Origin of the sequence: Streptomyces flaveus (assembly GCF_014647675.1) — a bacterium.
Classification (GTDB): domain Bacteria; phylum Actinomycetota; class Actinomycetes; order Streptomycetales; family Streptomycetaceae; genus Streptomyces; species Streptomyces flaveus.
Window position 1 is genome coordinate 37,148 of record NZ_BMPQ01000024.1, and the last position, 23,298, is coordinate 60,445.

General features: G+C 69.8%; 21 protein-coding genes and 1 pseudogene. 8 read left to right on the forward strand and 14 right to left on the reverse strand.

The window, feature by feature from the left end; genetic code table 11:
- A partial coding sequence (locus IEZ21_RS48015; RefSeq protein ID WP_281399638.1) for an FtsK/SpoIIIE domain-containing protein occupies nucleotides 1-2,571 on the reverse strand: 2,571 nt, incomplete at its 3' end.
- 272 nt (nucleotides 2,572-2,843) lie between these two features.
- On the opposite strand from IEZ21_RS48015, the gene IEZ21_RS34065 reads away from it, so the two are divergent.
- Complete coding sequence (locus IEZ21_RS34065) at nucleotides 2,844-3,803, forward strand: hypothetical protein (protein WP_189325683.1); 960 nt, start codon at nucleotides 2,844-2,846, stop codon at nucleotides 3,801-3,803.
- Here the strand turns inward: IEZ21_RS34065 and IEZ21_RS34070 are convergent.
- The 8 genes from IEZ21_RS34070 to IEZ21_RS34100 form a co-directional block, all read right to left on the reverse strand.
- Nucleotides 3,785-4,381: a sigma-70 family RNA polymerase sigma factor gene (locus IEZ21_RS34070; RefSeq protein WP_189325684.1), complete on the reverse strand. Its 597-nt coding sequence runs from the start codon at nucleotides 4,379-4,381 to the stop codon at nucleotides 3,785-3,787. The two genes, IEZ21_RS34065 and IEZ21_RS34070, sit on opposite strands and share 19 nt — an antisense overlap.
- A 329-nt stretch (nucleotides 4,382-4,710) precedes the next feature.
- Nucleotides 4,711-5,454 (reverse strand): LamG domain-containing protein, encoded by a 744-nt coding sequence (locus IEZ21_RS34075; RefSeq protein WP_189325685.1) that lies wholly within the window; start codon nucleotides 5,452-5,454, stop codon nucleotides 4,711-4,713.
- A gap of 433 nt (nucleotides 5,455-5,887) precedes the next feature.
- Complete coding sequence (locus IEZ21_RS34080) at nucleotides 5,888-7,264, reverse strand: family 43 glycosylhydrolase (protein WP_189325686.1); 1,377 nt, start codon at nucleotides 7,262-7,264, stop codon at nucleotides 5,888-5,890.
- Nucleotides 7,251-7,421: a hypothetical protein gene (locus tag IEZ21_RS34085; protein WP_189325687.1), complete on the reverse strand. Its 171-nt coding sequence runs from the start codon at nucleotides 7,419-7,421 to the stop codon at nucleotides 7,251-7,253. The genes IEZ21_RS34080 and IEZ21_RS34085 overlap by 14 nt, the downstream gene beginning before the upstream one ends.
- A 137-nt stretch (nucleotides 7,422-7,558) precedes the next feature.
- Nucleotides 7,559-8,803 (reverse strand): peptide synthetase, encoded by a 1,245-nt coding sequence (locus IEZ21_RS34090; protein ID WP_189325688.1) that lies wholly within the window; start codon nucleotides 8,801-8,803, stop codon nucleotides 7,559-7,561.
- A 5-nt stretch (nucleotides 8,804-8,808) separates the two neighbouring features.
- Nucleotides 8,809-8,943, reverse strand: a complete 135-nt coding sequence (locus tag IEZ21_RS48510) for a hypothetical protein (RefSeq protein WP_281399636.1) — start codon at nucleotides 8,941-8,943, stop codon at nucleotides 8,809-8,811.
- 230 nt (nucleotides 8,944-9,173) lie between these two features.
- The gene (locus tag IEZ21_RS34095) at nucleotides 9,174-9,827 is read right to left on the reverse strand and encodes a hypothetical protein (protein WP_189325689.1); all 654 of its coding nucleotides are present in this window, start codon (nucleotides 9,825-9,827) and stop codon (nucleotides 9,174-9,176) included.
- A 13-nt stretch (nucleotides 9,828-9,840) separates the two neighbouring features.
- Nucleotides 9,841-11,331, reverse strand: a complete 1,491-nt coding sequence (locus tag IEZ21_RS34100) for an alpha/beta hydrolase (RefSeq protein WP_189325690.1) — start codon at nucleotides 11,329-11,331, stop codon at nucleotides 9,841-9,843.
- 270 nt (nucleotides 11,332-11,601) lie between these two features.
- On the opposite strand from IEZ21_RS34100, the gene IEZ21_RS34105 reads away from it, so the two are divergent.
- The 3 genes and pseudogenes from IEZ21_RS34105 to IEZ21_RS34115 form a co-directional block, all read left to right on the forward strand.
- Complete coding sequence (locus IEZ21_RS34105; protein ID WP_189325691.1) at nucleotides 11,602-12,786, forward strand: sensor histidine kinase; 1,185 nt, start codon at nucleotides 11,602-11,604, stop codon at nucleotides 12,784-12,786.
- Nucleotides 12,787-13,464: a response regulator gene (locus tag IEZ21_RS34110; RefSeq protein WP_189325692.1), complete on the forward strand. Its 678-nt coding sequence runs from the start codon at nucleotides 12,787-12,789 to the stop codon at nucleotides 13,462-13,464.
- A 223-nt stretch (nucleotides 13,465-13,687) separates the two neighbouring features.
- Nucleotides 13,688-13,870, forward strand: a pseudogene (locus IEZ21_RS34115) (rhomboid family intramembrane serine protease); the annotation flags it as partial.
- Here the strand turns inward: IEZ21_RS34115 and hemE are convergent.
- Entirely contained in the window at nucleotides 13,867-14,937 is a 1,071-nt protein-coding gene (gene hemE, locus IEZ21_RS34120) for a uroporphyrinogen decarboxylase (RefSeq protein ID WP_189325693.1), read from the reverse strand. The pseudogene IEZ21_RS34115 and the gene hemE sit on opposite strands and share 4 nt — an antisense overlap.
- 160 nt (nucleotides 14,938-15,097) lie before the next feature.
- Here hemE and IEZ21_RS34125 point away from each other — a divergent pair, with 160 nt between their 5' ends.
- Together IEZ21_RS34125 and IEZ21_RS34130 are read left to right on the forward strand one after the other, a co-directional pair.
- Nucleotides 15,098-15,793: a DUF3000 domain-containing protein gene (locus IEZ21_RS34125; protein WP_189325694.1), complete on the forward strand. Its 696-nt coding sequence runs from the start codon at nucleotides 15,098-15,100 to the stop codon at nucleotides 15,791-15,793.
- 328 nt (nucleotides 15,794-16,121) lie between these two features.
- Nucleotides 16,122-16,787 carry a helix-turn-helix transcriptional regulator gene (locus tag IEZ21_RS34130; protein WP_033325822.1) on the forward strand — a complete coding sequence of 222 codons (666 nt, stop codon included), beginning with the start codon at nucleotides 16,122-16,124 and terminating at the stop codon, nucleotides 16,785-16,787.
- 96 nt (nucleotides 16,788-16,883) lie between these two features.
- Here the strand turns inward: IEZ21_RS34130 and IEZ21_RS34135 are convergent, their stop codons facing one another.
- A complete protein-coding gene (locus IEZ21_RS34135) occupies nucleotides 16,884-17,903 on the reverse strand; it encodes an aldo/keto reductase (RefSeq protein ID WP_189325695.1) in 1,020 nt (339 codons plus the stop codon).
- Nucleotides 17,904-18,103: 200 nt separating this feature from the next.
- Between IEZ21_RS34135 and IEZ21_RS34140 the strand changes: the two genes are divergently transcribed.
- Together IEZ21_RS34140 and IEZ21_RS34145 are read left to right on the forward strand one after the other, a co-directional pair.
- Nucleotides 18,104-18,706 carry a TetR/AcrR family transcriptional regulator gene (locus IEZ21_RS34140; protein ID WP_189325696.1) on the forward strand — a complete coding sequence of 201 codons (603 nt, stop codon included), beginning with the start codon at nucleotides 18,104-18,106 and terminating at the stop codon, nucleotides 18,704-18,706.
- Nucleotides 18,707-18,825: 119 nt separating this feature from the next.
- Complete coding sequence (locus tag IEZ21_RS34145) at nucleotides 18,826-20,121, forward strand: ribonuclease D (protein WP_189325697.1); 1,296 nt, start codon at nucleotides 18,826-18,828, stop codon at nucleotides 20,119-20,121.
- Here IEZ21_RS34145 and IEZ21_RS34150 read toward each other — a convergent pair.
- From IEZ21_RS34150 to IEZ21_RS34160, 3 genes are read right to left on the reverse strand one after another with little or no spacing between them, the layout of a single operon-like run.
- Complete coding sequence (locus tag IEZ21_RS34150; protein WP_189325698.1) at nucleotides 20,099-20,947, reverse strand: carbohydrate ABC transporter permease; 849 nt, start codon at nucleotides 20,945-20,947, stop codon at nucleotides 20,099-20,101. The two genes, IEZ21_RS34145 and IEZ21_RS34150, sit on opposite strands and share 23 nt — an antisense overlap.
- Nucleotides 20,944-21,888, reverse strand: coding sequence for a carbohydrate ABC transporter permease (locus IEZ21_RS34155; protein WP_189325699.1), 945 nt, complete (start codon nucleotides 21,886-21,888; stop codon nucleotides 20,944-20,946). Before IEZ21_RS34155 ends, IEZ21_RS34150 begins: the two co-directional genes overlap by 4 nt.
- On the reverse strand, nucleotides 21,888-23,216 hold the full coding sequence (locus IEZ21_RS34160; protein ID WP_189325700.1) for an ABC transporter substrate-binding protein: 1,329 nt from the start codon (nucleotides 23,214-23,216) through the stop codon (nucleotides 21,888-21,890). Before IEZ21_RS34160 ends, IEZ21_RS34155 begins: the two co-directional genes overlap by 1 nt.
- Nucleotides 23,217-23,298: the final 82 nt, after the last annotated feature.

Consider the following 23,298-nt stretch of genomic DNA (forward strand, 5'->3'; position numbering starts at 1 on the left):
GGACTGGAACGGCACGAGAGAGTTCTGGCCGAAGCGCACATAGGCGCGGCCGGGGGTGCTCTGCGAGATCCCGGCGGCCTCAGGGGAGTTGAGGACGTCCTGGCTCTCGCCGGAGTCCGTCACGCGGAGCGCGATGCGCAGGTTGGTGTTGGCGCGGATCTCCGAGGAGACGACGCCGCTGGGGCGCTGCGTCGCCAGGATCAGGTGGATGCCGAGGCTGCGGCCCCGCTGCGCGATGTTGACCAGGCCCTTCACGAAGTCCGGCAGGTCGCGCACCATCGAGGCGAACTCGTCGATGACGATGAGCAGCCGGGGCATCGGGGGGTTGCCCGCCGGGTTCCGCTCCAGCGCCTCGACGTAGTCCTCGATGTCCTTGGCGCCGGTGGCGGCGAGGATGTGCTCGCGCCGGGTGAGCTCCGCCGTCAGCGACACCAGGGCCCGCTCGACGAGGTGGGCGTCGAGGTCGGTGACCATGCCGACGGTGTGCGGCAGGTCCACGCAGTCCTTGAACGCGGAGCCGCCCTTGTAGTCGACGAGGACGAACGTCATCGCGTCCGGACGGTTCGCCACCGCAAGCGAGGCGACCAGCGTCTGGAGGAGTTCGGACTTTCCGGAGCCGGTGGTACCGGCGACCAGCCCGTGCGGGCCGTCGCGCCGCAGGTCCAGGAAGAACGGGCCGTCCAGGGAGACGCCGACGGCCGCCCGGGTCGAGCGGCCCCCGGCGGTCCAGCGGGCCCGGATGCCGGCGGCATGCGGCGGGTCGAGGGCGAGTACGTCGAGCAGCCGGGCGGAGCCGGGGAGCACCGCGGCCTCCTCGTCGGCCTCGCCCGGGTCCCGCAGCGGGCCCATCGCGCGGGCCAGCGAGCGGCACCAGTCCAGGGACACCGCGTCGGGCCGGACGCTCCCGACGGTGTCCCTCCCGGAGCGTCCCACCCGCACGGTTCCGCCAGGCTCCTCGACGACGACGGCATGGCACTCCTCGGGCAGCAGCCGCTCCTCGGAGTCCAGGCAGACCGCGCGGACGCCGACGGACGGTCCGTCGCGCAGGATCTGCACCACGCCGGGCAGGGAACGCAGCCTGCGGGCTCCGTCGAGGACGACGAGCACGTCCGGTCCGGCGGGCCGGCCCCGCCGGTCCTCCCGTCCGGCACGCTCGGCGATCAGCGCGGTCAGTTCGGCGACCCGGCGGGCGCAGGTCTCCGTGCCGTAGCCGATGCTGGCCGGGGTGTCACCGGACTTCTGCCGCACGTGCGGCAGCCAGCGCAGCCAGGACCATCCGTCCCGGCCCGGGCCGCCGGTCGTCAGCAGGTGGATCTGGAGGTCACGGGGGCTGTGCAGGACGGCGGCCTGGGCGACCGCCCACCGAGCCACGGAGCGCGCGGCCGGGCCCTCGCCGGCGATTCCCAGGACGTCGTGCTCACGCAGCGCGACGGTCACCGGGACGTCGTACGCGGTCCACGGGTCCTGGCGGCGGTGTTCGTCCTTGGTCGGGTCCAGGAGCACCACATCGGAGGGCAGGTCGGCGGTCCCGATGCGCAGTTCCAGGAAGTCGGCGTCCGAGGTGCGGCGTTCCCACAGGCGGTGCCGGGGACCGACAGCGGTCAGGACGACCTCGGCCGGGTCGGGGAAGCCACGGCGCCGGGCGGTGCGTTCGGCCGCCAGGGCCTTCTCCGCGTCGCCCTCGATGCGCTCCTTCTTCTCCTCGTAGGCGGCGACCGCCTCGGAATGGGACTCGCGTCCGTTGCGCTTGCTCATCATGTAGTTGCCGAGGATCACGACCGGCGAGAGCAGCCCGAACAGCAGCATCGTCCAGCGGCCGAAGACCAGCGCCGCGGCCACCGCCATCACCAGCGGGGCGGCCGCGGTGATCCACGGGAGTGGCCGGGCGCCGGGCGGCGCGGGTGGGGAGGGCAGGGAGAAGCGGGTGGCGTTCTCGGCCGGCCGCAGCCGCGGCGGCCGGTTGTAGTCCCAGCCGGTGCCGTCCTCCGACGGTTCCACGGCCGCGTCCGGCCTATGCGGGAGGGCGAGATCGAGCAGGCAGCCGCCGACGAGGAGCTGTGCGCCGGCCGGCCAGGCGGTGGCTTCGGCGAGGTCCTCGCGGTCCATTTGCAGGGTGCCGTCGTCCGGCGCGGACGGGTCGGGAGCCACGCGGCAGCGTCCTGCGGGGCCCACCGTCAAGACGGCGAACGGACGGTCCGGTACGGTGCGCAGCACCTGGGCGGCTCCGTCGTGTGCCAGCCCGATCCGGTAGTCGCCGATGTCGAGCCGGTGCACCGCGCCCGCTCCGGTCCCGCCGACGACACGGACCTCCGCCAGCCCGTCCGGTTCGGCCGACGAGGTACCGGCTGGGCGGCCCAGGCCCACAACGGCCGCGTGGTGGAGCGGCGAGTCCCGCAGCAGCATGTCCGCGGGCAGCAGCCGGTCGCCGACGTACAGGCCGAGGTCCTCCGGGGGCCGGTGGACGCCTCCCGCCCCGGCCAGCGCCTCCGCGACGCCGCTCACGGGCGTGTCGGGGTCGGCGTCGAGGTGGACGTCGAACGCATCACTGTCCCCATCGACCACGGTCAACATCAACGACACGAAACGTCCTCCAGCCTGCGTGATTGCGGGGGTGCGGGAGCCGTGCTCGGCAGCTCTCGCGCCACTGACGGGACCTACGGGGCCCGCCCGCGGATGGTTCACGGGCCTGCACCGACGCGCCCGTGAACCGTCTGCGACCGCCCCCCGTAGTGGCCTTCGGGTGCAGGGCGCCGCGACTCCGCCGCGGTGCCGCCCCGCCTCCCCCTCCCCCGCTTTCGACCGTCCCGGCTCCGCCGCCGGGGGTCCCGACAAGGAGTCAGAAGATGATCTGGTACGTCCTGGCCGTGGTGCTGGGGCTGGCGCTGATCGGAGCGGTGGCCGCGCTGGTCGTCACCGAGCGGCAGCCCCGCCCGCCGAAGCCCGTCGTCGCCTCGGCGGCCGTCGAGGGGCGGGAGGCGCTGGACGTGGTCGACGCGGGCCTGCGCCGGCTGACGGGCGAGTGCCTGCGCTCCGGCCGGTCGCTGCCCGACATGTACGCCGTCGTCTACTCCGAGGAGCGGCTCGGACTACTGCTGGCCGGCGCGGAGGAGGACGCCCCCGCGCCCTGGACCGCCGAGGCGGACGGCGAGCGCTGGACGGTCTCCCCCGACGACCTGCGCCGCGGTCCGGAGGGCGAACCGGCCCTGCCGTACGCGCTGACGGTGACGGTGGGGCTGGACGGCGCCGACCGGGTGCTGGTCGACCTCTCCCGGGCGTCGGGACCCGTCTCCGTGGCGGGACCCGACGAGGAGGTGCGCAGTCTGGCGCGGGCCGTCATCACCGAGGCGCTCTCCGGCCCGGTGGGGGCTCTCGCCGAGGTCACCCTGGTGGGATCCGTGGCCGGCGACGGGCTCGTTGCCGCCGACGTGCCGCGGGCCTCGCGTCTGCACACCGCGGCCAGCGTGGAGGAGGCGTTCGCCTGGGCGGCTTCGGCGGAGCCGGGAGAGCCGGAGCCCGGATCGCCCGACGTCACCCAGATCTTCCGGCTGATCGAGGGCAGCAGCCGGATCACCGTCCAAGGCGAGGCGCCGCACCTGTTCGTCGTGGACGCCTCACAGCTCCCGCGGCGGGAGGGAGCGTTGGACGGTCTGCGGCATGGGGACGCGCTGCTGGTGCTCGGCGACGCACCCGCGGGCTGGCGCTGGCGGGCCGGTGCGGGCGGATCGCTCGACACCGGACCGCTCGGCCTGGAGATCACCCGGCACGTGGGGCGTCTCGCGGAGTCTCAGCCGGCGTCGCGGTAACGGCCGTCCGCGTACAGCCCGCGGCTGTGCAGCGCCTCCCGCAGGGCGCGGGAGGCGTAGAACGTCCGCGACTTGACCGTGCCCGGCGGCACGCCGAGGACCCTGGCCGTCTGGTTGACGCTGCGCCCCAGGTAGTGCACGTGCAGCAGAACCTCGCGCTGCGGCGGCCGCAGGTCCTCCAACGCCTCGAAGAGCACCTGGGAGGTGAGCATGTGGTCGATGTCGTCGGACACCTGCGGGTGGGCGAGTTCCGGGTCTCCGGTCTCCGCCGGTCTGGCCTGGCGGGCCCGCAGATCGTCGATGACGAGGTTGCGCAGCACGGTGAACAGCCACGGCCGCGCCGCATCCGTGGTCGGGTCGAGCTCCCCGGCGTGGCGCCAGGCGCGGATCGCGACCTCCTGGAGGACATCTTCGGCGCGGTGCCAGTCGCCCTGCAGTCGCCGTGCGGCGAACTGCAGCAACGCGCGGCCGTGAAACTGGTAGAAGGCTCTGAGGAATTCCTCGGGGAGGAGTTCCGCGGTGGGGGGGTAGGTTATTCCGTCTTCGGTCGAAGTTTCGGTCGAAGTGCTGGCCGACAAAGGCCTTTTCCTTTCCGGTCACCTGTGGGGGCTCTCCGGTCACCTGTGGGGGGATATTGGTTCAGCCGATTGCGGGAAAGCCGACGGGCCCCGCCGCGAGAGGTCGCACGCTCCGTTCGGCGTGTCCGCCGGCACGCGGCGACGGTGAACGCGCCCGGGTGCCGCCGTCGTTCCGGCGGCCGGGGCGCATCCTCCGGGGGCACTTTCCGGCAGGGCACGACACCATGTGCCGGCCGGGCCGTGCCTCGTTGCACGTCCCGGCTCGCTCGGTGCGCGGCCCGTCGGCGGCGGCCGACGCCCCTCGTGGGGAAGGGCGCCGGCGCCCGCCGTCAGCCTGGTTCGCGGGCGGAAAGCGAGTCCACCTCACCGGGCGCCAGTTCGCGGTCGTAGACGTGTACGTCGGCGATGTCGCCGTTCCAGTGGTCGACCGCCTTCCCTCCGACCCTGCCGCGTCCGATCAGCACATCGCCGGTGGGCTTCGCCTTGCTGGAAGCCTCTCTGCTTCCCGCGAGTCTGCCGTCCACGTAGATCCGCATCCGGTGGCCCTTCTGGCTGTATGTGCCGGTGAGGTGGTACCAGCGGTTGGCCTGCGGCCGCTCGGTCTTCTCCGCGACGGTACGGGCACCGGGGGAACTGAACGCGAAGTTCTCGTCCTGGCCGGAGTACTGGAGGAAGAACGCGCTGATTCGCTTGCCGTCCTGGGACACGGCGGTGCGGAAGCCGTTCACGGAGGTGAGCCGCACCCGTGCGGCGACCGAGTAGTCCGCGCCGGCGGTGTCGATCCCTGAGCCCGCCTTCACGTATTCGCTGGTGCGATCCAGCCGCAGTGCACCGCCCTCGGGACCGTCGGTCCACTCCACGTCGCCGCTGACGACGGCGTCGTGCTCACCCGCCTTCGCGGTGCCGGACCGGTGCAGGGGCCACCACGCGACGCCGCGCGGCGACTCGGCGCCCGCGCTCGGCGAGGCCTGCTGCTCCCCGGACTCCTGGCCGCGCACCAGCTGGGCGACGACGAAGGCCAGCGCGACGGCCAGTACGGCGATCGTGGTGATAAGCGACCATCTGCGCGTCATGATGCCCCCTGGAACGTGCGGCACAGGAATGTCACTGGTAATCACGTGTCCGATCTGGAAGTAGTTTGCCGTACCCCGAAATTGTGACAGACCGATGAGACGAGAAATATGGGTGCCATGTGAATTTACTGTCGTGCGCCGTGACTTGCGGCGCCGATCCGGTATGGGTGTTGAACACGCGGTGTTGGAATGTTCCGGCGGCGGCCGCCGCCGTCCGGGAACGCCGCGATGCCTACCGGCACACTTCGAAGACCACCGTCCAGTACGCGACGCGGTCCGCGTAGCTCAAGGAGACCCGGGTGTTCGACCCGGAGCGCCAGGGCCGCCTGTGATTGAGACCGTGTCCTACGTGGTGAGGCAGGACGAGCCGCTTGCGGCCCGCCGCCGAGGTGCCGTTGGTCGCCCGCTGCGGCGGGGCCCCATCTCCCGGGAGTCACCTCCCCGGATCGGTTAGATCGCTGTGCTGGGTCCATGGAAGTGTCCGGCGCTTGACGTACAGGCGATTGCCCGCCGGGCCGGTCCATTCCAGCTGCACGACACCGGGCACGGCGGCGTCGGCTTCGCGTGACGGATCAGACCAGTAGCCGGCGCTCGGGTTGAGGAAGAACGTCGACCATGGGCGGCCGTGGTGGTCCACGAAGAAGTTGTTGTGGCCGGTGCCGACACCCGCGGTCCACCGCTCGGAGTACGGGCCCTCGAAAGTGTCCGAGACGGCGACGACCACGTCGTACTGGTGCTGCCGACCCTCGCCGGGTTTGTCGTAGGCGTACCGCGTGGTGCCGTCGGGCTTGGCCCACTTCCAGTCCCAGGCGGCCTGCAGGAGGTAGTACTTGCCCTCGTACTTGAACACGTACGCGCCTTCGAGGTACGGCTCCGTCGAGTACGGCTTCTGCTGGAACTTCGGGAGGTCCGTGGTCGGGACGATGTCCTCCATGTCGTCCCGGAACTTGGCGTACAGGTCGTTGTGCAGCACGAGCCACGCCTCTTCGCCCTCGGCGTAGAGGCCGCCGTCGATGTGGAAGTAGGCGCCGGGCTCGATGAAGTCCGGCCCGCCGATGAACGACTCGCCGAAGGGCTTGTCGAGATTGCCCTCGATGAGCCGGTACGGGCCCTCGACTCCGCCCTCGCTCACAAGCATGAACGAGCCGACCTTGCGGGAGTGGTCGCCCATGGTCGCGACGATGTACCACTTCCCGCGGACGTGGTGCAGCTCCGGAGCCCACACGTTGCCGCGCTTGCCGAACTGGTCGTCGTGCCAGTACTCCTGCCAAGGGGCGACGACCGTGCGTCCTGGCCGGTTCTCACCGGCGAACTCCGGTGACCACACCTTGCCCTTCTCGGCGCCGGGCCGGATGCCGGTGGTGTCGGCCAGCGTCCACGGCCCCTCGAGGGAAGAGGACACCCACACGAAGATGCCGTCGTTCCAGGGGGCGGGCCCGGCGCGTCCGGGCGCGTTGGTGGTGCCCGTGGCGACATAGACCGGCCGGCCGTCGATGACGAAGCAGTTGACGTAGGTGTCCCGGATCCATACCCGGCCGAGCTCCTCGTCACGGGGGCGCAGTTCGAGCGGGAGGACGAAGGAGTTGTCCTCACGCGGCCACAGGTCCAGGCGGGTGTCGGCAAGTCCGTAGCGCTCGGGGTCGGGCCAGTTCGACGGGTAGCGCCCCGGCGACGCGGCCCCGGCCGGCGCGGGCTCTGCCGACGCGTGCGCCGCCTGCGCAACGTCCGTGGGCAGGGCCGCCGCCGCTCCCAGGACGGCGGCGCCGGCTAACAGGGACCGTCGGGGCAACCCGCTGTCAGTGCTGGTCATCAGTCACGTTCTCCTTCGTCGTCGGGACGCCGGTGCCCTCTCCGGGAGGACTGCCGACCGGGGGCGATTCCTTCTGCTTCCGGAGTGCCGGGTCGATGAGTTCGTCCTCACCGTCGACCGCCGCCAGGTTCGGTGGGGAGTGGGCGAATCCGATCACCCGCCCGCCCTGGGGTTGAGGGGCGACTGTTCCACCGGACCGCTGAGGTCGAGGGCATGGCGCACAGCATGTGCATCGGTGCGGAAGTCGTCGGATGACGGTGTCGTCTGTTCGGTACGCCGGGCAGATGGACACACTCATCCGCCAGGTGACTCGGCGCAGGCTTCGGCCAGTACAGCGCCCATCTCTGGGACGAGCCCGGCGACAGGGTCGTGGGTCAGCTCTGTCATCCGCAGCTGCCCGCCGACAGTGACGACACCGAGAATGTGCTCGCCTCGCATGTGGGTGATCTGCGCGGGGCCCCACAGAGCGGAGAGCGCGTTCATGCTCTGCCGACTCGGGTGTGCGACGCCGAGGTTGGTGATCTGGATGTCGGCTGCGGTAGCGGCGGTCATCATGGCCTCGGCGTCGCTACAGCTCGTTGGGGGATGCTTTGCGAGAGCCGCGGAACCGGCCTTGAGCGCATCTGGTGTGCGCTGACGAGACAGCGATCCGCGGGTATGCCGAGCACTCGTCCAGAAGTCGTTTGCGTCGTGCGCGGCGCTGCCCGTCCGGGCGCCTGTGAACCGGACGACCACTTCGTCGGACAGGCCGACCGCACGGCGCAGGTCCACCGGGCTCAAGACGCGCACGAACTCGCGCCCTCGTCGGTGGAGTACCACCGTGGCCGCGGCGCAGAGCGCGGCATGCACGGATGTGCGCTCCAGGCGACAGCGACGGACAAGCCGCGTGGTCAGTCCCCGGTCCAAGGCGAGAGCGTCGACGTGTGGCCTGCGCCCGGAGAAAGGCAGGAGCTCGCCGACGGCGCTCATGCGCTCGTCATCCTTGCCAGTCGTTCCCGTCGCAGCGTCGCCGGTGTCCGTCGCTCCGCCCACATGGGCGAGGAGTTCCTCCTGCGCTTGTGGAACGTTGCCTGGGGCCAAATCCTCACAGCTCAGGGCCGCCACCAGGTCCAGCAGAGCCCTCAGGCCGCCGATGCCGTCGGCGATCTGGTGAGCGAACGTGAGCACTACGGCGCACCCCGACTCTCGTGGGACAAGCACGGCACGTGCCAGAGGGCCTGGTGTCGGGGGGATCGGCCGCGTCTGTTCGGCGGCGACGACGGATTGCCACGGAGTGCCGTCGGCGGCTGCCTCGAGTGAGAGCGCCCCTTGGGATGCCCGGAACACAGCCTCGGGTGCGGCGCGATCAACCGCGACCCCGAGCAGCGGATGTCGATCCTGTAACGCCGCCAGCGCCAAAGCCAATGTTGTCGCCGGCACTTGGCGGTTCAGCTCGGCGACCAGAGAGAACTGGACAGGGTTGCGGTGCATGTAGAAGTCGATGGTTCGCTCGAATGCGCCCAGCGGTCGAACGATGCGGCCTTCTTCGCTCATGGCCATCGCTGTCATCCTCGCGACAGTCCTTTCGTCTCGTAGGGGTCGGACAGCTTGTTCCGCAGCGGCACTGTGACCGCCATGGCCGACAGTTCGGCGGTGACGACCCAGGTGCAGGAGGGCCACCCTTCTCCCTGCGTCTTCAAGCGACAGTACGTCACTCAGTGACAAAACGCGAACACGCAGACCTGAAATGCTTCAGTTCCGGGATGACCGAGCAGCAAGAGCAACCGCTTGACTGCGTACGGAGTTCAGGATCCTGCAGTCCGCCCGCTGTTCGCCGGTGACGATCAGGGACGGCGGGCGACAGCGGCCGTCGGCGCTCAGGCGGAGCTTGCTGGTGAGCCCGCCGCGAGCGGCCCAGGCCACCGAGGGGTCAGCCCGTCCCGCCGTCGAGCAGCCAGTGGTAGCGCAGTCGCAGCGCCCGCTCCGTGCTGGCCGCCGCAGTGACGAGCCCGATCACGGTGTTGCCCCAGGCCGGCAGATCGATGGGCGAGGTGAAGGTCCCGACGTACTGGGCGAGGCCCTCCGGTGCCCGGGTGACCTGTTCGGCGAGCTGAAGGATCAGGAGAACCAGGCCGATGACGAGCACGATCCGCGAGAGGAAACCGATCCCGCGGCTCAGTACGGGATGCGCGCGGTCGAGGCGCGCGCGGCGCCCCTCGGCGGAGGCGGGGTCCGGGACGAGTGTGAACTCGGCCCCCTCGGCGGTGACGTAGTGACAGCGCTTGAGCCCGAAGCCGCTCGCCCTTACCTCGACGGTGCCGCCCGGGACGGGGAAGACGGCAGGGACTCTGGACTCGGCGTGATGCCTGCCATCGAGGTACAGGTGGGCCTTGACGTAGCCCTCCGACTGATTCTGATGCCTGACGTCGACGGCGTAGAGCGTCTGCCGGCCGTCGTCGTGCGTCAGCCGAAGATGGAACAGTGCGCGGGTAAGCATCTGCCACCAGCGGAAACGCTTCAACGCTCGCCCGTCCCCGGGCTTGACCCGCTGCACGGCCCGACGATGCCGCCACTCCTTGAGCATGCCTCTCCTCCCGTTACTTGCTGGGCTCCGCGGCACAGGCGAGGTCCTGCGACGGGCGCTGCCCGGTGGTCAGGAACGCCGTCACCGCGTCGTTCGCGCACGTGTTGACACCGAACGGATAGACGCCGTGCCCGCCCTGGTCGGCCGTCACCATGGTGGCCCGCTTGCCGAACGCCCGCCGCAGCTCCCGGGCGCCGGCCAGGGGTGTCCCCGGGTCGCGCTCGTTCTGCACCATGAGCACGTTCGAGGGGCCCCGGTCACCGATGCGCACCGGCGGCTCGCCCCGCTCGTCCGGCCAGAACGCGCACGGTCCGATGCCGGCCGAGGACCCGCCCAGCATCGGGTACTTCAGCCGGTCGACCGCGACATCGCGCTGATACTCCCGGACCGTCTCCGGCCAGCGCGAATCACCACAGATCACATAGAAACGCGCGGCCATGGAGTTCTCCATGTCCTCCATCGACGGCGGAGTGTCGGGCGGCAGCGGCCGGTCCTTGTCGAGCGCCTGCCACATCTCGGCCACCGAGGGCATGGACGCGTCGCTGTAGAGGCGGTCGAAGGTGAGCCCGCGGAACAGCGTCCCGTCGATGCCCCGGACCGGCTTCGCGTCCAGCCGCTTGGCGAGTTCGAAGAACTTCGCGGTCACCTGCCGCACTGTGGTGCCCAGACCGTACTCGGGGTGCGCGGCGGCGAACGCCGCGAAGTCCGGGAACCGGTCCTCCAATCCACGGGCCAGCAACCGCATGGCCGTGACGTCGTAACCGCCGGGGCCCAGGTTGCTGTCGAGCACGACCCGGTCGCTGCGCCCCGGGAACAGCGTCGTGTACACCGCACCGAGGTAGGAGCCGTAGGACCCACCGAGGTACGAGAGCTTCGGCTCGCCCAGCGCCTCCCGGATGCTGTCCATGTCGCGCGCGGTGTTCGCGGTGGTGGTGTGCGGCAGCATCGAGGCCGTCTTCGAGGTGGCGCACTGCTCGGCGATGGTCCGCGCGCTGCCGGCCTGCCGCGCGACATCGGCCGCGTTGTGCGCGTACGGCGGCAGATTGCCGCGGTTGCGTTGTGCCAGTGTCAGATCGCAGGTCACCGGCGCGCTGCGACCGGTGCCGCGCGGGTCGAAGCCGATCACGTCGTAGGAGTCCAGCACTTCCTGCGGCAGCTTTGAAGCGGCGAGAACGGCCGGGTAGCCGAGTCCTGTGATGCCGGGGCCGCCTGGATTGGTCAGCAGCACGCCGCGGCGCTGCGACGGATCCTCGCTCGCCAGCCGGGAGATCGCGATCTCGATCTGCCGGCCGCCGGGATTGCGGTAGTCCAGCGGAACTTCGAGTGTCGAGCACTCCAGACGGGGTGAGTCGGCCTTCTCCGAGCACGGGCCCCACCGCAGGGTGTTCGGCGTCGCCACCGTGTCCGGCGTCGCCACCGACACTCCCGGAGTCACGGTCAGCGCCGCCGCGGTCACCGTCACCACGGTGACGGCGAGGGCGACGGACAAGGTCTTTTTGTGCATCGGGTGTCCTCCTGAAGGGCGCGTACGGGGCGCCGGATTGGGCGGGCATGGGACGGCCCCGCCGCTGAGCGGACTTGCCGAAGTCCGGTGCGGTACGGGGCCCTTGTCCCGGCACGTGGACGAGTCTGTCCGTGCGGGCGCAGCCGGCACATCAGCCCCGCGGCTCGAACCGTCTTCGACGAGGGGCGAGGCGGTGACTCGACTCTGGTCTAGGGCCGCCTCAGCCCCCGGTCTGACTCACCGGCCGTACGGTGTCGCGACAATGGCCAGGTGAATACAGACGTCGCGCCACGGCTCGGGTGGTGGCAGCAGACCTGGCGACTGGTGGCGGCCGCGGCAGTGGGCATCCCCCTCTGGCTCTCCATCGGCGTGCTGCTGCGGGAGCAGACGGGCGAAACGGGCCCGTGGTTCGTCATCGGTGATCCGCTGGTGGCTCTTTGCTGCCTGACGGCGCTCGTGTGGCGGCGGCGGTTCCCGCTCGCCGTCGCCCTGACGGTCGCGATCGCCTCGACCGCGTCGGCGCTCGCCTCCGGCGCCGCGTTTCTGGCGCTGGTCTCGATCTCCACTCGTCGCCGTCCGGTGGAGATCGGGGCCGTCGGGCTGGTCTTCGTGACCGCGTCACAGTTCGCCGGCGGGTTCTACCCGGTACGGAGCTCGTCCGCCTCCTTATGGCTCCAGCTCGCGTTCCCGGTACTGATCGCGGGCATCGCGGCGGCCGTGGGCATGGCCATCGGCGCGCGCCGTGTCGAAGTGCGGTCCTTGCGCGACCGGGCGGAGAGCGCGGAACGGGAACAGACCGCACGAGCGGCACAGGCACGGGCCCTTGAACGCAACCGGATCGCCCGCGAAATGCACGACGTACTCGCGCACCGGATCTCCCTGGTCGCCATGCAGGCCGGAGTGCTGGACCACCGCAGCGGCGGCCTCACAGCCGAGGAGAACCGCGTACTGGTCCGCGGCATCGCCGACGGCTCCCACCAAGCCCTGGAAGAACTACGGGATGTCCTCGGTGTACTCCGCGCCGACCCGGGCCGCCCGGAGCCACCCCAACCCGACTTCGACCGAATTCCCGACCTGGTGGCCGAGGCCCACACCTCCGGACTGGACGTCACGCTCACCACCACCGTGACGGGAACACCGTCCGACGCCGTCGGACGAACCTGCTACCGGATCGTCCAGGAAGGACTGACCAACGCCGCCAAACACGCTCCCGGCGCACACATACACATCACCCTCGAAGGAACAGCCGGCAGCGAACTCAACCTCAGCGTCCTCAATTCCCCCGCCACCACAGCAATCACCCAACCACCGGCATCGGGATTCGGCCTGCTCGGCCTCACCGAACGCATCACCCTCGCCGGCGGAAAACTCAACCACCACCCCACCCCCGACAACGGCTACCTCCTCACCGCGCAACTACCCTGGCCGAACCCCACCCACGAAACGAGAACCTGAGTGGATACCGATCGGGAGCCGGTGCGTGTCGTCATCGTCGACGACGAACAGCTGGTGCGCATGGCGCTGCGGCTCGTCATCGACGGCGAACCGGACCTGACCGTCGTCGCGGAAGCGGCCGACGGCGACGCCGCGCTCACCGTGGTGGACGAACAGCGGCCGGACGTCGTACTGATGGACGTACGCATGCCAGGCCGCGACGGTCTTAGTACGACCCGGGAACTCCTCACCCGCCCGGCGCCGCCACGGGTGCTCATGCTGACCACCTTCGACTCCGACGACCTGGTGCTCGGCTCCCTGCGCGCCGGAGCACTCGGCTTCGTCCTCAAAGACACCCAACCCCCACAGATCCTCGAGGCGGTACGAACCGTCGCGAACGGCAACCCCGTGCTGTCCCCCGCGGCCACGGCACGAGTGATCGCCGCAGCCACCGGCCCACAGTCCGCTCACGCCCGCAGCTCATCCCGCGAAGCCGCACGGAACCAGCTGTCCACACTGACCGAACGAGAACTCCAAACCGCCCGGGCCATCGCCGACGGGCTGGGCAACCCGGAGATCGCCCAGCGACTGCACATCAGCATCGCGACCGTCAAAGCACACGTAGGCAGCCTGTTCGCCAAGCTGGCGGTCGAGAACCGGGTCCAGATCGCACTCCTGGTCCGCGACGCGGAGGAATGACCAGCCTGGCGCGGAGGGTGCCCACGCTGCTCCGAGGCGGCGCGTCGCGGAGCCGCTGATCACAGTGCCGGAACCGTCCTGGTCCGGTGGTAGCGCAGCCACAAGGGACGTGCACCCCAAAGGGGCTGTTCGAGCAGTAGATGATGGTCGCGGTGGCGGTCACGTGGGCGCTGGACTGGCGCCTTGCAAACCACTCATCTCGTCCCACCACGGCCCCTACCGTCACGCGCCCGGCGCCGGCGTCTCCGAGGCCGGCACCGTCGCCTACGTCGCCCATGTCGTCGGCTTCGTGGCAGGCATGCTCCTCGCCTGGCCCCTGCGCCCGGGCACCCCGCCACCACCGGAGCCGCGCGGCCTGCTGTGGGGCAGGCAGGCCCGGCCGCGGCAGACCTGGAGACCTCGCTAGCGGGCGGTGTGCGTGTGGACGTACTCCGTGAGCCGGGTCAGCGCGTCCGGGTCCGTGCTGGGCAGGACGCCGTGGCCGAGGTTGAAGATGTGGCCCTCCAGGCCCGCGGCGGCGTCGAGGATCTCCTGCGTCTTGGTCTCGACGGCCTCGGTGGTGGAGAAGAGGACCGCCGGGTCGAGGTTGCCCTGGAGTGCCTTGCCCGGGCCGACGCGGCGCGCGGCCTCGTCGAGCGGGACGCGCCAGTCGACGCCGACGACGTCCGCGCCGGCCTCGCCCAGCAGGCCCAGCAGTTCACCGGTGCCGACTCCGAAGTGGATGCGCGGGACGCCGTACGACTTCACGGCCTCGAAGACCTTCGTGGAGGCGGGCATGACGGAGCGCCGGTAGTCGGCCGGTGCCAGGGCGCCGACCCACGAGTCGAAGAGCTGCACGGCCGAGGCGCCCGCCTCGATCTGCACCTTCAGGAAGGCGGCTGTGATCTCCGCGAGCCGGTCGAGCAGTTCGGCCCACAGCTGCGGGTCGCCGTACATGAGGGCCTTGGTGTGCTCGTGGTTGCGGGACGGGCCGCCCTCCACGAGGTAGCTGGCGAGCGTGAACGGCGCGCCGGCGAAGCCGATGAGCGGGGTCTCGCCGAGTTCGGCGGTGAGCAGACCGATGGCCTCGGTGACGTACGCGACGTCCTCGGGCGTCAGGTCGCGCAGCTGCGCGAGGTCCGCGCGGGAGCGTATCGGCTTCTCGACGACCGGGCCGACGCCCGGCTTGATGTCGAGGTCGACACCGATGGCCTTGAGGGGGACCACGATGTCGCTGAAGTAGATCGCTGCGTCCACGTTGTGCCGGCGCACCGGCTGCAGCGTGATCTCGGCGACCAGCTCGGGCCGCATGCACGACTCGAGCATGGGAATGCCCTCGCGCACCTTGCGGTACTCGGGCAGCGAACGCCCGGCCTGCCGCATGAACCACACCGGCGTATGCGGCACGGGTTCACGCCTGCACGCCTTGAGGAAGGTGGAGTCGTACGCGGCTGTCGGCTGCTGCTTGCCCATGGGGCGGTCGTTGGCGCTCACGCCAAAAAGTCTCGCACGCCGCACGGAGCGCCCCGTACCGCCCATGGCCACACCCGGCCGCGGTCACAAACACAGCGAAACCGAGTCGTTCCCGCCCAACCGCCGGTGGCACGGGTGTCTCTCCCTGCGCGAAGCCTTCGTTCCCCTTAACCTTCCCCGCATGGCTGCGGCTCAAGGACGACTGTCGGACGGCGCTGGCGGGATGGACGACGCCAAGGAAGCCGAGGACTCCAAGGAAGCCAAGGAAGGGGAGCGGAAGGGCGCGGACGCGGCTCCGCTGCCCTTCCGTACGGCCGTCGACGCGTTCGGCACGGCCCAGCTGCGGCCGGAGATCGAGATCGAGCCAACCCGGCCGCCGCAGCGGCTCGCCCCGTTCGCGTACGCGCTGGAAGCCGCGGTCGTCGACGGCGACGACGACCTCGCGGACGGCCGGCTCATCCTCCTCCACGACCCCGCCGGACACGAGGCCTGGCAGGGATCGTTCCGTCTGGTCACGCTCGTACGCGCGGAACTGGAACCGGAGATGGCCGCCGACCCGCTGCTCCCCGACGTCTGCTGGTCCTGGCTGACGGGCGCGCTCCAGGCCCGCGGCCTGTCGTACGGCGAACCCGGCGGCACCGTCACCCGCGCAAGCTCCCACTACTTCGGCGGCCTCTCGGAACGCCGGCCCAACTCCCAGATCGAGATCCGCGCCTCCTGGACCCCCCGTGAGGGCCTCGGCGGCGTCCCGGACACGGCCTCCCACCTCGCCGCCTGGTGCGACCTGCTGTGCCAGGTCGCGGGCCTGCCGCCGGCCACCCCGGGTGACTCCTCGGTCGTGACCCTCCCTCAGCGACGCGGCCCTCAGTCCCGCTGAGCCCAATCCCGCCGAGCCTCATCCCGCTGAGCACAGCCCACCGGGCAACCCCTTCGCGTTCGCCACCGGCCGCTCACCCACACGCTCTAATCTCTTTATCGATACGACCACTTTCAGCCGCGTAACGAAGCGGAGTGAACTCGTTCGATCTTCGGGTGATCGACAGCCTGTCCGAATTGCACGGATTGTTACTCACCAAATCGTGATCATTCTCTAAAGGCAGACGGGTTTAGTGCCGAAGACCTCTGTGACCTTGAAAGCACGGTTTCCCCCCGGCTCCCTCCCCAGAGCCGGCGCCGTCTCACACCCCCCACCCCCAGGAGGCCTGGTGTCCGTTCTCCTCGAGCAGCCCGCAAGCCTGGTCGCCTATCGCCCGAACAAGCCCACCGCGATGGTGGTCGTGGCCGACCAGCGCGTGCGCTCCACCGTCACCCGCCACCTGTGGGCTCTCGGAGTGCGCGACGTGATCGAGGCCTCGTCCGTCGCGGAGGCTCGTCCTCGCATCGGCAACCCACGCGACATCTGCGTCGCGGAAGTCCATCTGCCGGACGGCTCCGGCCTCACCCTCCTCTCCGAAACCCGAGCCGCGGGCTGGCCCAACGGCCTGGCCCTCTCCGCCGCCGACGACATCAGCGCCGTACGCAACGCCCTGGCGGGCGGCGTGAAGGGGTACGTCGTCACCGGTACGCGTACGAACATCGGACTCCCCACCCGCCCCGGCGTCGCCCCCATCGGCTCGGCCGCCGCCGCCCGCATGCATCGCCGCCACCCGGGTGCCCCGAGCCACCCGGGCGGCTACCGCGAACTGTCCGGCCGCGAGGTCGAGGTGCTCCGGCTGGTGGCGGAGGGCCAGTCGAACAAGGCCATCGGCGTCTCGATGGGCCTGTCCGCCCTGACCGTCAAGAGCCACCTCGCACGCATCGCCCGCAAGCTCGGCACGGGCGACCGCGCCGGCATGGTGGCGGTGGCCCTGCGCACCGGCATCATCCACTGAGCCAACTGCTTCACACCTCTCGGACGCCCGTCGATGGAACGTTTCGTCGACGGGCGTCGTGCATGTCCCCGACGACGCCGCCCTCGGGAGCTTCGATCAGCGGCGGCGCAGTGACGGGTCGAGCAGCGCGGGCGGAGTGTCGTACTTCTCGTGCGCGGCGAGGTCGGTGCCGGGGGCGACGATGGCGTCGATCGCGTCGAGTACGTCGGCGGAGAGCACGGTGTCCGCGGCGGCGAGCTGTGAGTGCAGGTGGTCGAGCGTGCGGGGGCCGATGAGCGCGCTGGTCACGGCCGGATGCGCGGTCACGAAACCGAGCGCGAGCTGGATCAGGGTCAGCCCGGCCTCGTCGGCGACCTTGGCCAGCTGCTCGACGGCGTCGAGCCTGGCCCGGTTGACGGGGACGGCGGTGTCGAAGCGTTGCGGCATGAACGTGGAGCGGCTGGTGGCGATCTCCTGGCCCTCGCGGATCGCGCCCGACAGCCAGCCCGAGGCCAGCGGGCTCCACACCAGCACTCCGAGCCCGTACTCCTCGGTCACGGGCAGGACGTGGGTCTCGATGCCGCGCTGCAGGATCGAGTAGCTGGGCTGTTCGGTGACGTATCGGCTCAGGTGATGCTCGCGGGCGGCCCACTGGGCTTGCACGATGCGGTGGGCGGGGAAGGTCGAGGAGCCGAAGTAGCGGATCTTTCCCGCGCGTTGCAGGTCGGTCAGAGCCGACAGCGTCTCCTCGTCGCCGGCGCTCGGGTCCCACCGGTGGATCTGGTAGAGATCGACGTGGTCGACGCCGAGGCGGCGCAGGCTGTTGTCCAGCGCGGTGACCAGCCAGCGGCGTGAGCCGCCCCGGTGGTTGCGCTCGTCGCCCATCGGCATGCTCGCCTTCGTGGCCAGCACGATGTCGTCGCGGCGGCCGGCGACGGCCTTGCCGACCATCTCTTCCGACTCACCGTCGCTGTACATGTCGGCGGTGTCGATGAGGTTGATGCCGCCCTCGAGGGCGGCGTCGACGAGGGCGGTGGCCTCGTCCTGGGTGGTGCGGCCGATCTTGCCGAAGTTCATCGCGCCGAGTGCGAGGGAGCTGACCTGCACACCGGTGCGGCCCAAGGTGCGGTACTGCATGACCGTGTTCCTCCATTACGGAATGACGGGTGGAGCGTGGTGGCCATGCACGGCTTGGCAATGCATGGCTTGGTTGCCGGGCCCTGCTCTGACATCATGAGCAAACGGAACGATGTTCCGGAACAACAGAAACGATACGGAACGCCGTTCCGTTTGGCAAGCGCGGCAGTGGCAAGCACGGCAGTGGAGGGAGCGGCGCGGTGAACGACAGCGACGAGGGCACGGGGGACGCAGCCCAGGCCAAGGCCCCGTCCAAGCGGAAGGACGCCCGGCGCAACAAGGAGGCTCTGCTCGACGCGGCCGCCTCGGTCTTCGTCACGTCAGGGGTGGAGGCACCCGTACGCGACATCGCGGCCAAGGCCGGCGTCGGCCTCGGCACGATCTACCGGCACTTCCCGACGCGAGCGGACCTCATCATCGCCGTCTACCGGCACCAGGTCGACGCCTGCGCCGAGGCCGGGCCGGCCCTGCTGGCGACCAGCGCGACCCCGCACGCCGCACTGGGCCAGTGGATCAACCAGTTCGTCGACTTCCTGGTCACCAAGCACGGACTCGCCGCCGTGCTGCAGTCCGACAACGCCGGCTTCGAGGCGCTGCACGCCTACTTCCTCGACCGCCTCGTACCCGTCTGCGCCCACCTGCTCGAAGCCGCGGCCGACGCCGGCGAGATCCGCTCCGACCTCGAGGCCTACGAGCTCATGCGCGGCGTCGGGAACCTCTGCATCGGTGCGGACAGCGACCCCGACTACGACGCACGCCGGCTGGTCGAGCTCCTCATCGCGGGACTGCGCCGACCGAACTGACATGCCCGTCACAAGTACCGGAAACCCATGAGCAGCACCGGGACCGGTTTTGGCCGGTCAGACCATGCGTCGATCGACGGTGCGGGTCAGGCGATGGCCCTTACAGATACCCTTGACACGTGACCGACGCCCAAGAGACCGCAGCAGACACATCACTGCGAACCACCGGAGGCGCCCCTCCGGACGACGGCGGATCCTCTGAAGCAGAGGTGCCGATTCCGTTGCTGGAGCCCCGGGACGGGATTCCGCCCGTGATCGCCGACGAGGCGTCGCTCGCCGAGGTGATCGCCGCGTTCGCCGCGGGCAGCGGTCCCGTCGCCGTCGACGCCGAGCGCGCTTCCGGTTACCGGTACGGCCAGCGGGCCTACCTCGTGCAGTTGCGCCGCGAAGGTGCGGGCAGCGCGCTCATCGACCCCGTCGCGTGTCCCGATCTGTCGGGGCTCGGCGAGGCGCTGGCCGGTGCGGAGTGGGTGCTGCACGCCGCCACGCAGGATCTGCCGTGTCTGCGCGAAATAGGCATGGTCCCCAGCCGCCTCTTCGACACCGAGCTGGCCGGCCGGCTCGCCGGGTTCCCGCGCGTCGGCCTCGGCGCGATGGTCGAGGGCGTCCTGGGCTTCGTACTCGAGAAGGGGCACTCCGCGGTCGACTGGTCGACGCGTCCGCTGCCCGAGCCGTGGCTGCGTTATGCCGCGCTCGATGTGGAGCTGCTCGTGGACCTCAGGGACGCGTTGGAGAAGGAGCTCGACCGGCAGGGCAAGCTGGGGTGGGCCCAGCAGGAGTTCGACGCGATCGCCTCGGCGCCCGCGCCCGAGCCGCGCAGGGATCCGTGGCGGCGTACGTCCGGAATGCACAAGGTGCGCCGACGGCGGCAGATGGCGGTCGTACGAGAGTTGTGGCAGGCCAGGGACAAGGTCGCGCGGCGCCGGGACATCTCGCCGGGCAAGGTGCTCGGCGACGCGGCGATCGTCGAGGCCGCCCTCTCCCTGCCGGTCAACGTGCAGGCGCTCGCCGCGCTGAACGGCTTCGGGCACCGCATGGGCCGGCGTCAGCTGGAGCAGTGGCAGTCGGCCGTGGACCGCGCGAAGGCGCTGCCGGACCACGAACTGCCGCAGCCGGGGCAGCCGATCACCGGTCCCCCGCCGCCGCGCGCCTGGGCCGAGAAGGACCCGGTGGCCGCGGCCCGGCTGGTCGCCGCGCGGGCGGCGGTGTCGGCGCTGGCGGAGACCCTGACCATGCCTCAGGAGAACCTGATCACCCCGGACACCGTGCGCCGTGTGTGCTGGGAGCCGCCTGCCGAAGTGAACGCCGAGTCCGTCGCGGCCGCGCTCGCCGGGTACGGGGCGCGGCCGTGGCAGGTCGAGCAGGTGACCCCGGTGCTGCTGCCGGCGCTCATCATTTCGTCGCGCCCCGAGTGAAGCCGTTGTAGATGTAGCGCTGGAGGAACAGGAAGACGACGAGCGTCGGGAGAATGACGAGGACCGCACCGGCCGAGATGTTCTCCCAATGCGCTCCGAACGGCCCCTTGAAGCGGAACAGCGACGTCGAGATCACGCCAAGCTCTTCGGACGGCATGTACAGGAACGGGATGTAGAAGTCGTTGTAGACCGTGATCCCCTTGACGATCACCACCGTCGCGATCGCGGGCTTCAGCAGCGGGAAGATGATCTTCCGGTAAATGGTGAAGGCGTTCGCGCCGTCCAGTCGTGCCGACTCGTCCAGGGAGATGGGGATCGAGCGGACGAACTGCAGGAAGATGTAGATCGAGACAATGTCGGTGCCCATGTAGAGGGCGATCGGCGCCCAGCGGGTGTCGAACATGCCGAAGCTGTCGACGATCTGGAAGGTCGCGACCTGAGTCGTCACCCCGGGGACGAGTGTGGCGACCAGGAACAGCGCGACCACCAGCTTCCTGAAACGGAAGGTGAAGCGGTCGATCGCGTACGCCGCCATCGAGCCGATGATCACCGTGCCGGTGATGGCGAAGAGCAGGATGAACGCGGTGTTCCCGAACGCCGCGAGCATCTGGCCATCCTGAAAGGCCGTCACGTAATTCTCGAAGTTCAGCAGGTTGTCGGGCAGTTGGAGCGCGCCGCTGTCGTTCGCCATCTCCTGTGAGGACTTGAGGGAGGTCAGGAGGACCACGAGGAGCGGCAGCAGGACGACGACACTGGCGACGACCAGGGACAGATACGTGAGCGTGCGGGCGAGGCCCCGGCGGGTCGTCAGAGATCCACTGGTCATACGAGATCCACCTTCTCGTCCGGGACGAGGCGCCGCTGCACCCACGTCACCGCCAGGATGATCAGCAACAGCACGACCGCCGCCGCCGAGGCGAGACCCGTTTTGTTGAACTGGAAGGCCAGCTTCACCGTCTGGATCACAAAGGTCTCGGTGCCGGTGGCGCCGCCGGTCATGATGTACGGGATCTCGAAGACCGAGAGTGACCCGGAGATCGAGAGGATCACGCTCAGGCTGAGTATGGGCCGGATGCCGGGCGCGATGATGTGCCGGAACTGCTGCCAGCGGTTCGCGCCGTCCAGCTCGGCCGCCTCGTACAGCTCCCCGGGGATGGACTGGATCGCGCCGAGGAAGAGTACGAAGTTCAGGCCCATGTAGCGCCAGACGGAGACCCCGGCCAGCGAGACGTTCGCCGACGTGGACGTGCCCAACCAGGCCTTGTCGGACTCGACGCCGAACAGCCGCAGCACCGAGTCCAGGGTGCCGCCGTCCTGGAAGAAGTAGAGGAAGACGAAACCGATCGCGACCCCGTTGATCAGATACGGGAAGAAGAGCACGCCCTTGAAGAAGTTCCGGAAGCGGACGTTGAAGCTCAGGATCGTCGCGAAGTAGAGCGCGGCGGCGATCTGGACCACCGAGGCGGCGAGGTAGTAGCCGCTGACGAAGAAGACCTCGAACAGCTCGGGACGGGTGAAGAGTTCGACGTAGTTGTCGGCGCCCGTGTAGCTGAGTTCAGGGCTCACGCCGTCCCAGTCGGTGAAGCTGTACGCGACCATGTTGGCGACCGGCGCGTACGTGAAGGTGATCAGCAGGACCAGCGGGGCGGCCAGGAAGAGCCAGGGCGTGAGGCCCCGCCACAGGCGGACCTTGCGCGGGGCCGCGGACTTGGGGGCGGGTGGCGCGGCCTGCTTCGGCCGCGCCACCTTCTCGGTCGTGTCCGTCATCACGACCCCGCGGTCTTCGCCGCCTCGGTCCAGCGCTTGCCGAGATCGTCCAGGAAGCCGTCGAGGCTGCCGTCCTTGGCGCCGCGTGCGAGGTCGACGAGGTCCTGGCGGTAGTCGGGCTTGTAGATGCCGACCTCCGACTGGTTGTCGATCTCCTTGACCGCCGCGCCCTGCGCGTCGTCGAGCTCCATGAGCTTCACGTCGGCGGCCTCGTACGGCTTCAGTACGTCGGGCAGCGGGGCGCCCTTGACCGGCGAGAGGGCGAGGTTGTCGTCCGCGTAACCGGACTTGTCGGTGAACCAGTCGATCCAGGCGCGGGCCGCTTCCTTGTGGTCGGAGTTGATGTTGACGGCCTGGTTGTAGTCGGGCGACATGGTCGCGCAGAACTTTCCGTCCACCTGGGCCGGGAAGGGCATGAAGCCGATGTCGTCGGGGTTGCTGCCGGCCTCCTTCGCCGCCGCCTGGAACTGGATGACCGCCCAGGAGCCGAGCCACATCGTGGCGATCTCGCCCTTCACCAACTTGGGCTTGGATCCTTCCCAGTTGGTGGTCGTCGGGTCCTTCTCGATGAGCCCTTCGCGCACGATGTCGTGCAGCAGCGTGTCGCCGACGCGCAGATCGGCGCCCTTCGCCCACGGGTTGCCCTCCGCGAGCCGTGTGGTCGCCTGCTCGTCGCAGCTCACCGAGCCGTTGATGTACGTCCACTGGGTCAGCGGCCACATGTCTTTGAAGTTCGTGTAGTACGGCACCGCGTCGGTCTTGGACTTGACGGCCTTGAGTCCGGCGATGAACTCGGCGGGCGTGGTGGGCCAGTCGGTGATCCCGGCCTCCTCCCAGACCCGCTTGTTGTAGAGGAATCCGGGGACCGCACCCATCGGAGACTGCCCGTAGACCTTGTCGTCGACCGTGGTGAAGTCGGTGAAGAGGTACTTCTTGCTGCGCTCGGCCTCCGTGCCGAGCGAGGCGAAGAACTTGGGGTAGTCGTTCTTCTTGATCACGCCGGGGATCATCAGGACGTCGCCGTAGTTCTCCGTGTTCATACGGATCTTGACCTCGCCCTCGTAGTCCGTGAGGGCCTCGAACTCCACCTTGACCTTCGGATAGGTCTTGTTGAACTCGGCGGCGTACTTCTTCATCGTGCCGTCCTGCACGAGGTCCGTCCGGTGGGTGAGGACCTTGATCGTGCCGGAGACCTTGTCCGGGTCGTCGGCGGCCTTGGCGTCCTCGCCCTGCGACGCGCCTCCGCTTCCGGTGCAGCCCGCGGCCAGCAGCACGGCGGCGAGAAGCGTTCCGGCGAGTGTCGTGCGGTGGGTCGTGCGGCGGTTCATCTGCACCAGCTCCGTTCAGGGACGGATGAGCACGAGTCGGTTGGCTGGTTCCGCACTCTGACAGTGGTTACTGAACCGGTAA

Bases quoted from the DNA above. Each gene is read 5' to 3' on its own strand.
- IEZ21_RS34160 (WP_189325700.1), bottom strand. From the start codon at position 23,216: ATGAACCGCCGCACGACCCACCGCACGACACTCGCCGGAACGCTTCTC.
- IEZ21_RS34135 (WP_189325695.1), bottom strand. From the start codon at position 17,903: ATGCAGTACCGCACCTTGGGCCGCACCGGTGTGCAGGTCAGCTCCCTC.
- IEZ21_RS34150 (WP_189325698.1), bottom strand. From the start codon at position 20,947: ATGACCAGTGGATCTCTGACGACCCGCCGGGGCCTCGCCCGCACGCTC.
- IEZ21_RS34100 (WP_189325690.1), bottom strand. From the start codon at position 11,331: ATGCACAAAAAGACCTTGTCCGTCGCCCTCGCCGTCACCGTGGTGACG.
- IEZ21_RS34075 (WP_189325685.1), bottom strand. From the start codon at position 5,454: ATGACGCGCAGATGGTCGCTTATCACCACGATCGCCGTACTGGCCGTC.
- IEZ21_RS34065 (WP_189325683.1), top strand. From the start codon at position 2,844: ATGATCTGGTACGTCCTGGCCGTGGTGCTGGGGCTGGCGCTGATCGGA.
- IEZ21_RS34155 (WP_189325699.1), bottom strand. From the start codon at position 21,888: ATGACGGACACGACCGAGAAGGTGGCGCGGCCGAAGCAGGCCGCGCCA.
- IEZ21_RS34095 (WP_189325689.1), bottom strand. From the start codon at position 9,827: ATGCTCAAGGAGTGGCGGCATCGTCGGGCCGTGCAGCGGGTCAAGCCC.
- IEZ21_RS34080 (WP_189325686.1), bottom strand. From the start codon at position 7,264: ATGACCAGCACTGACAGCGGGTTGCCCCGACGGTCCCTGTTAGCCGGC.
- IEZ21_RS34125 (WP_189325694.1), top strand. From the start codon at position 15,098: ATGGCTGCGGCTCAAGGACGACTGTCGGACGGCGCTGGCGGGATGGAC.
- IEZ21_RS34090 (WP_189325688.1), bottom strand. From the start codon at position 8,803: ATGGCCATGAGCGAAGAAGGCCGCATCGTTCGACCGCTGGGCGCATTC.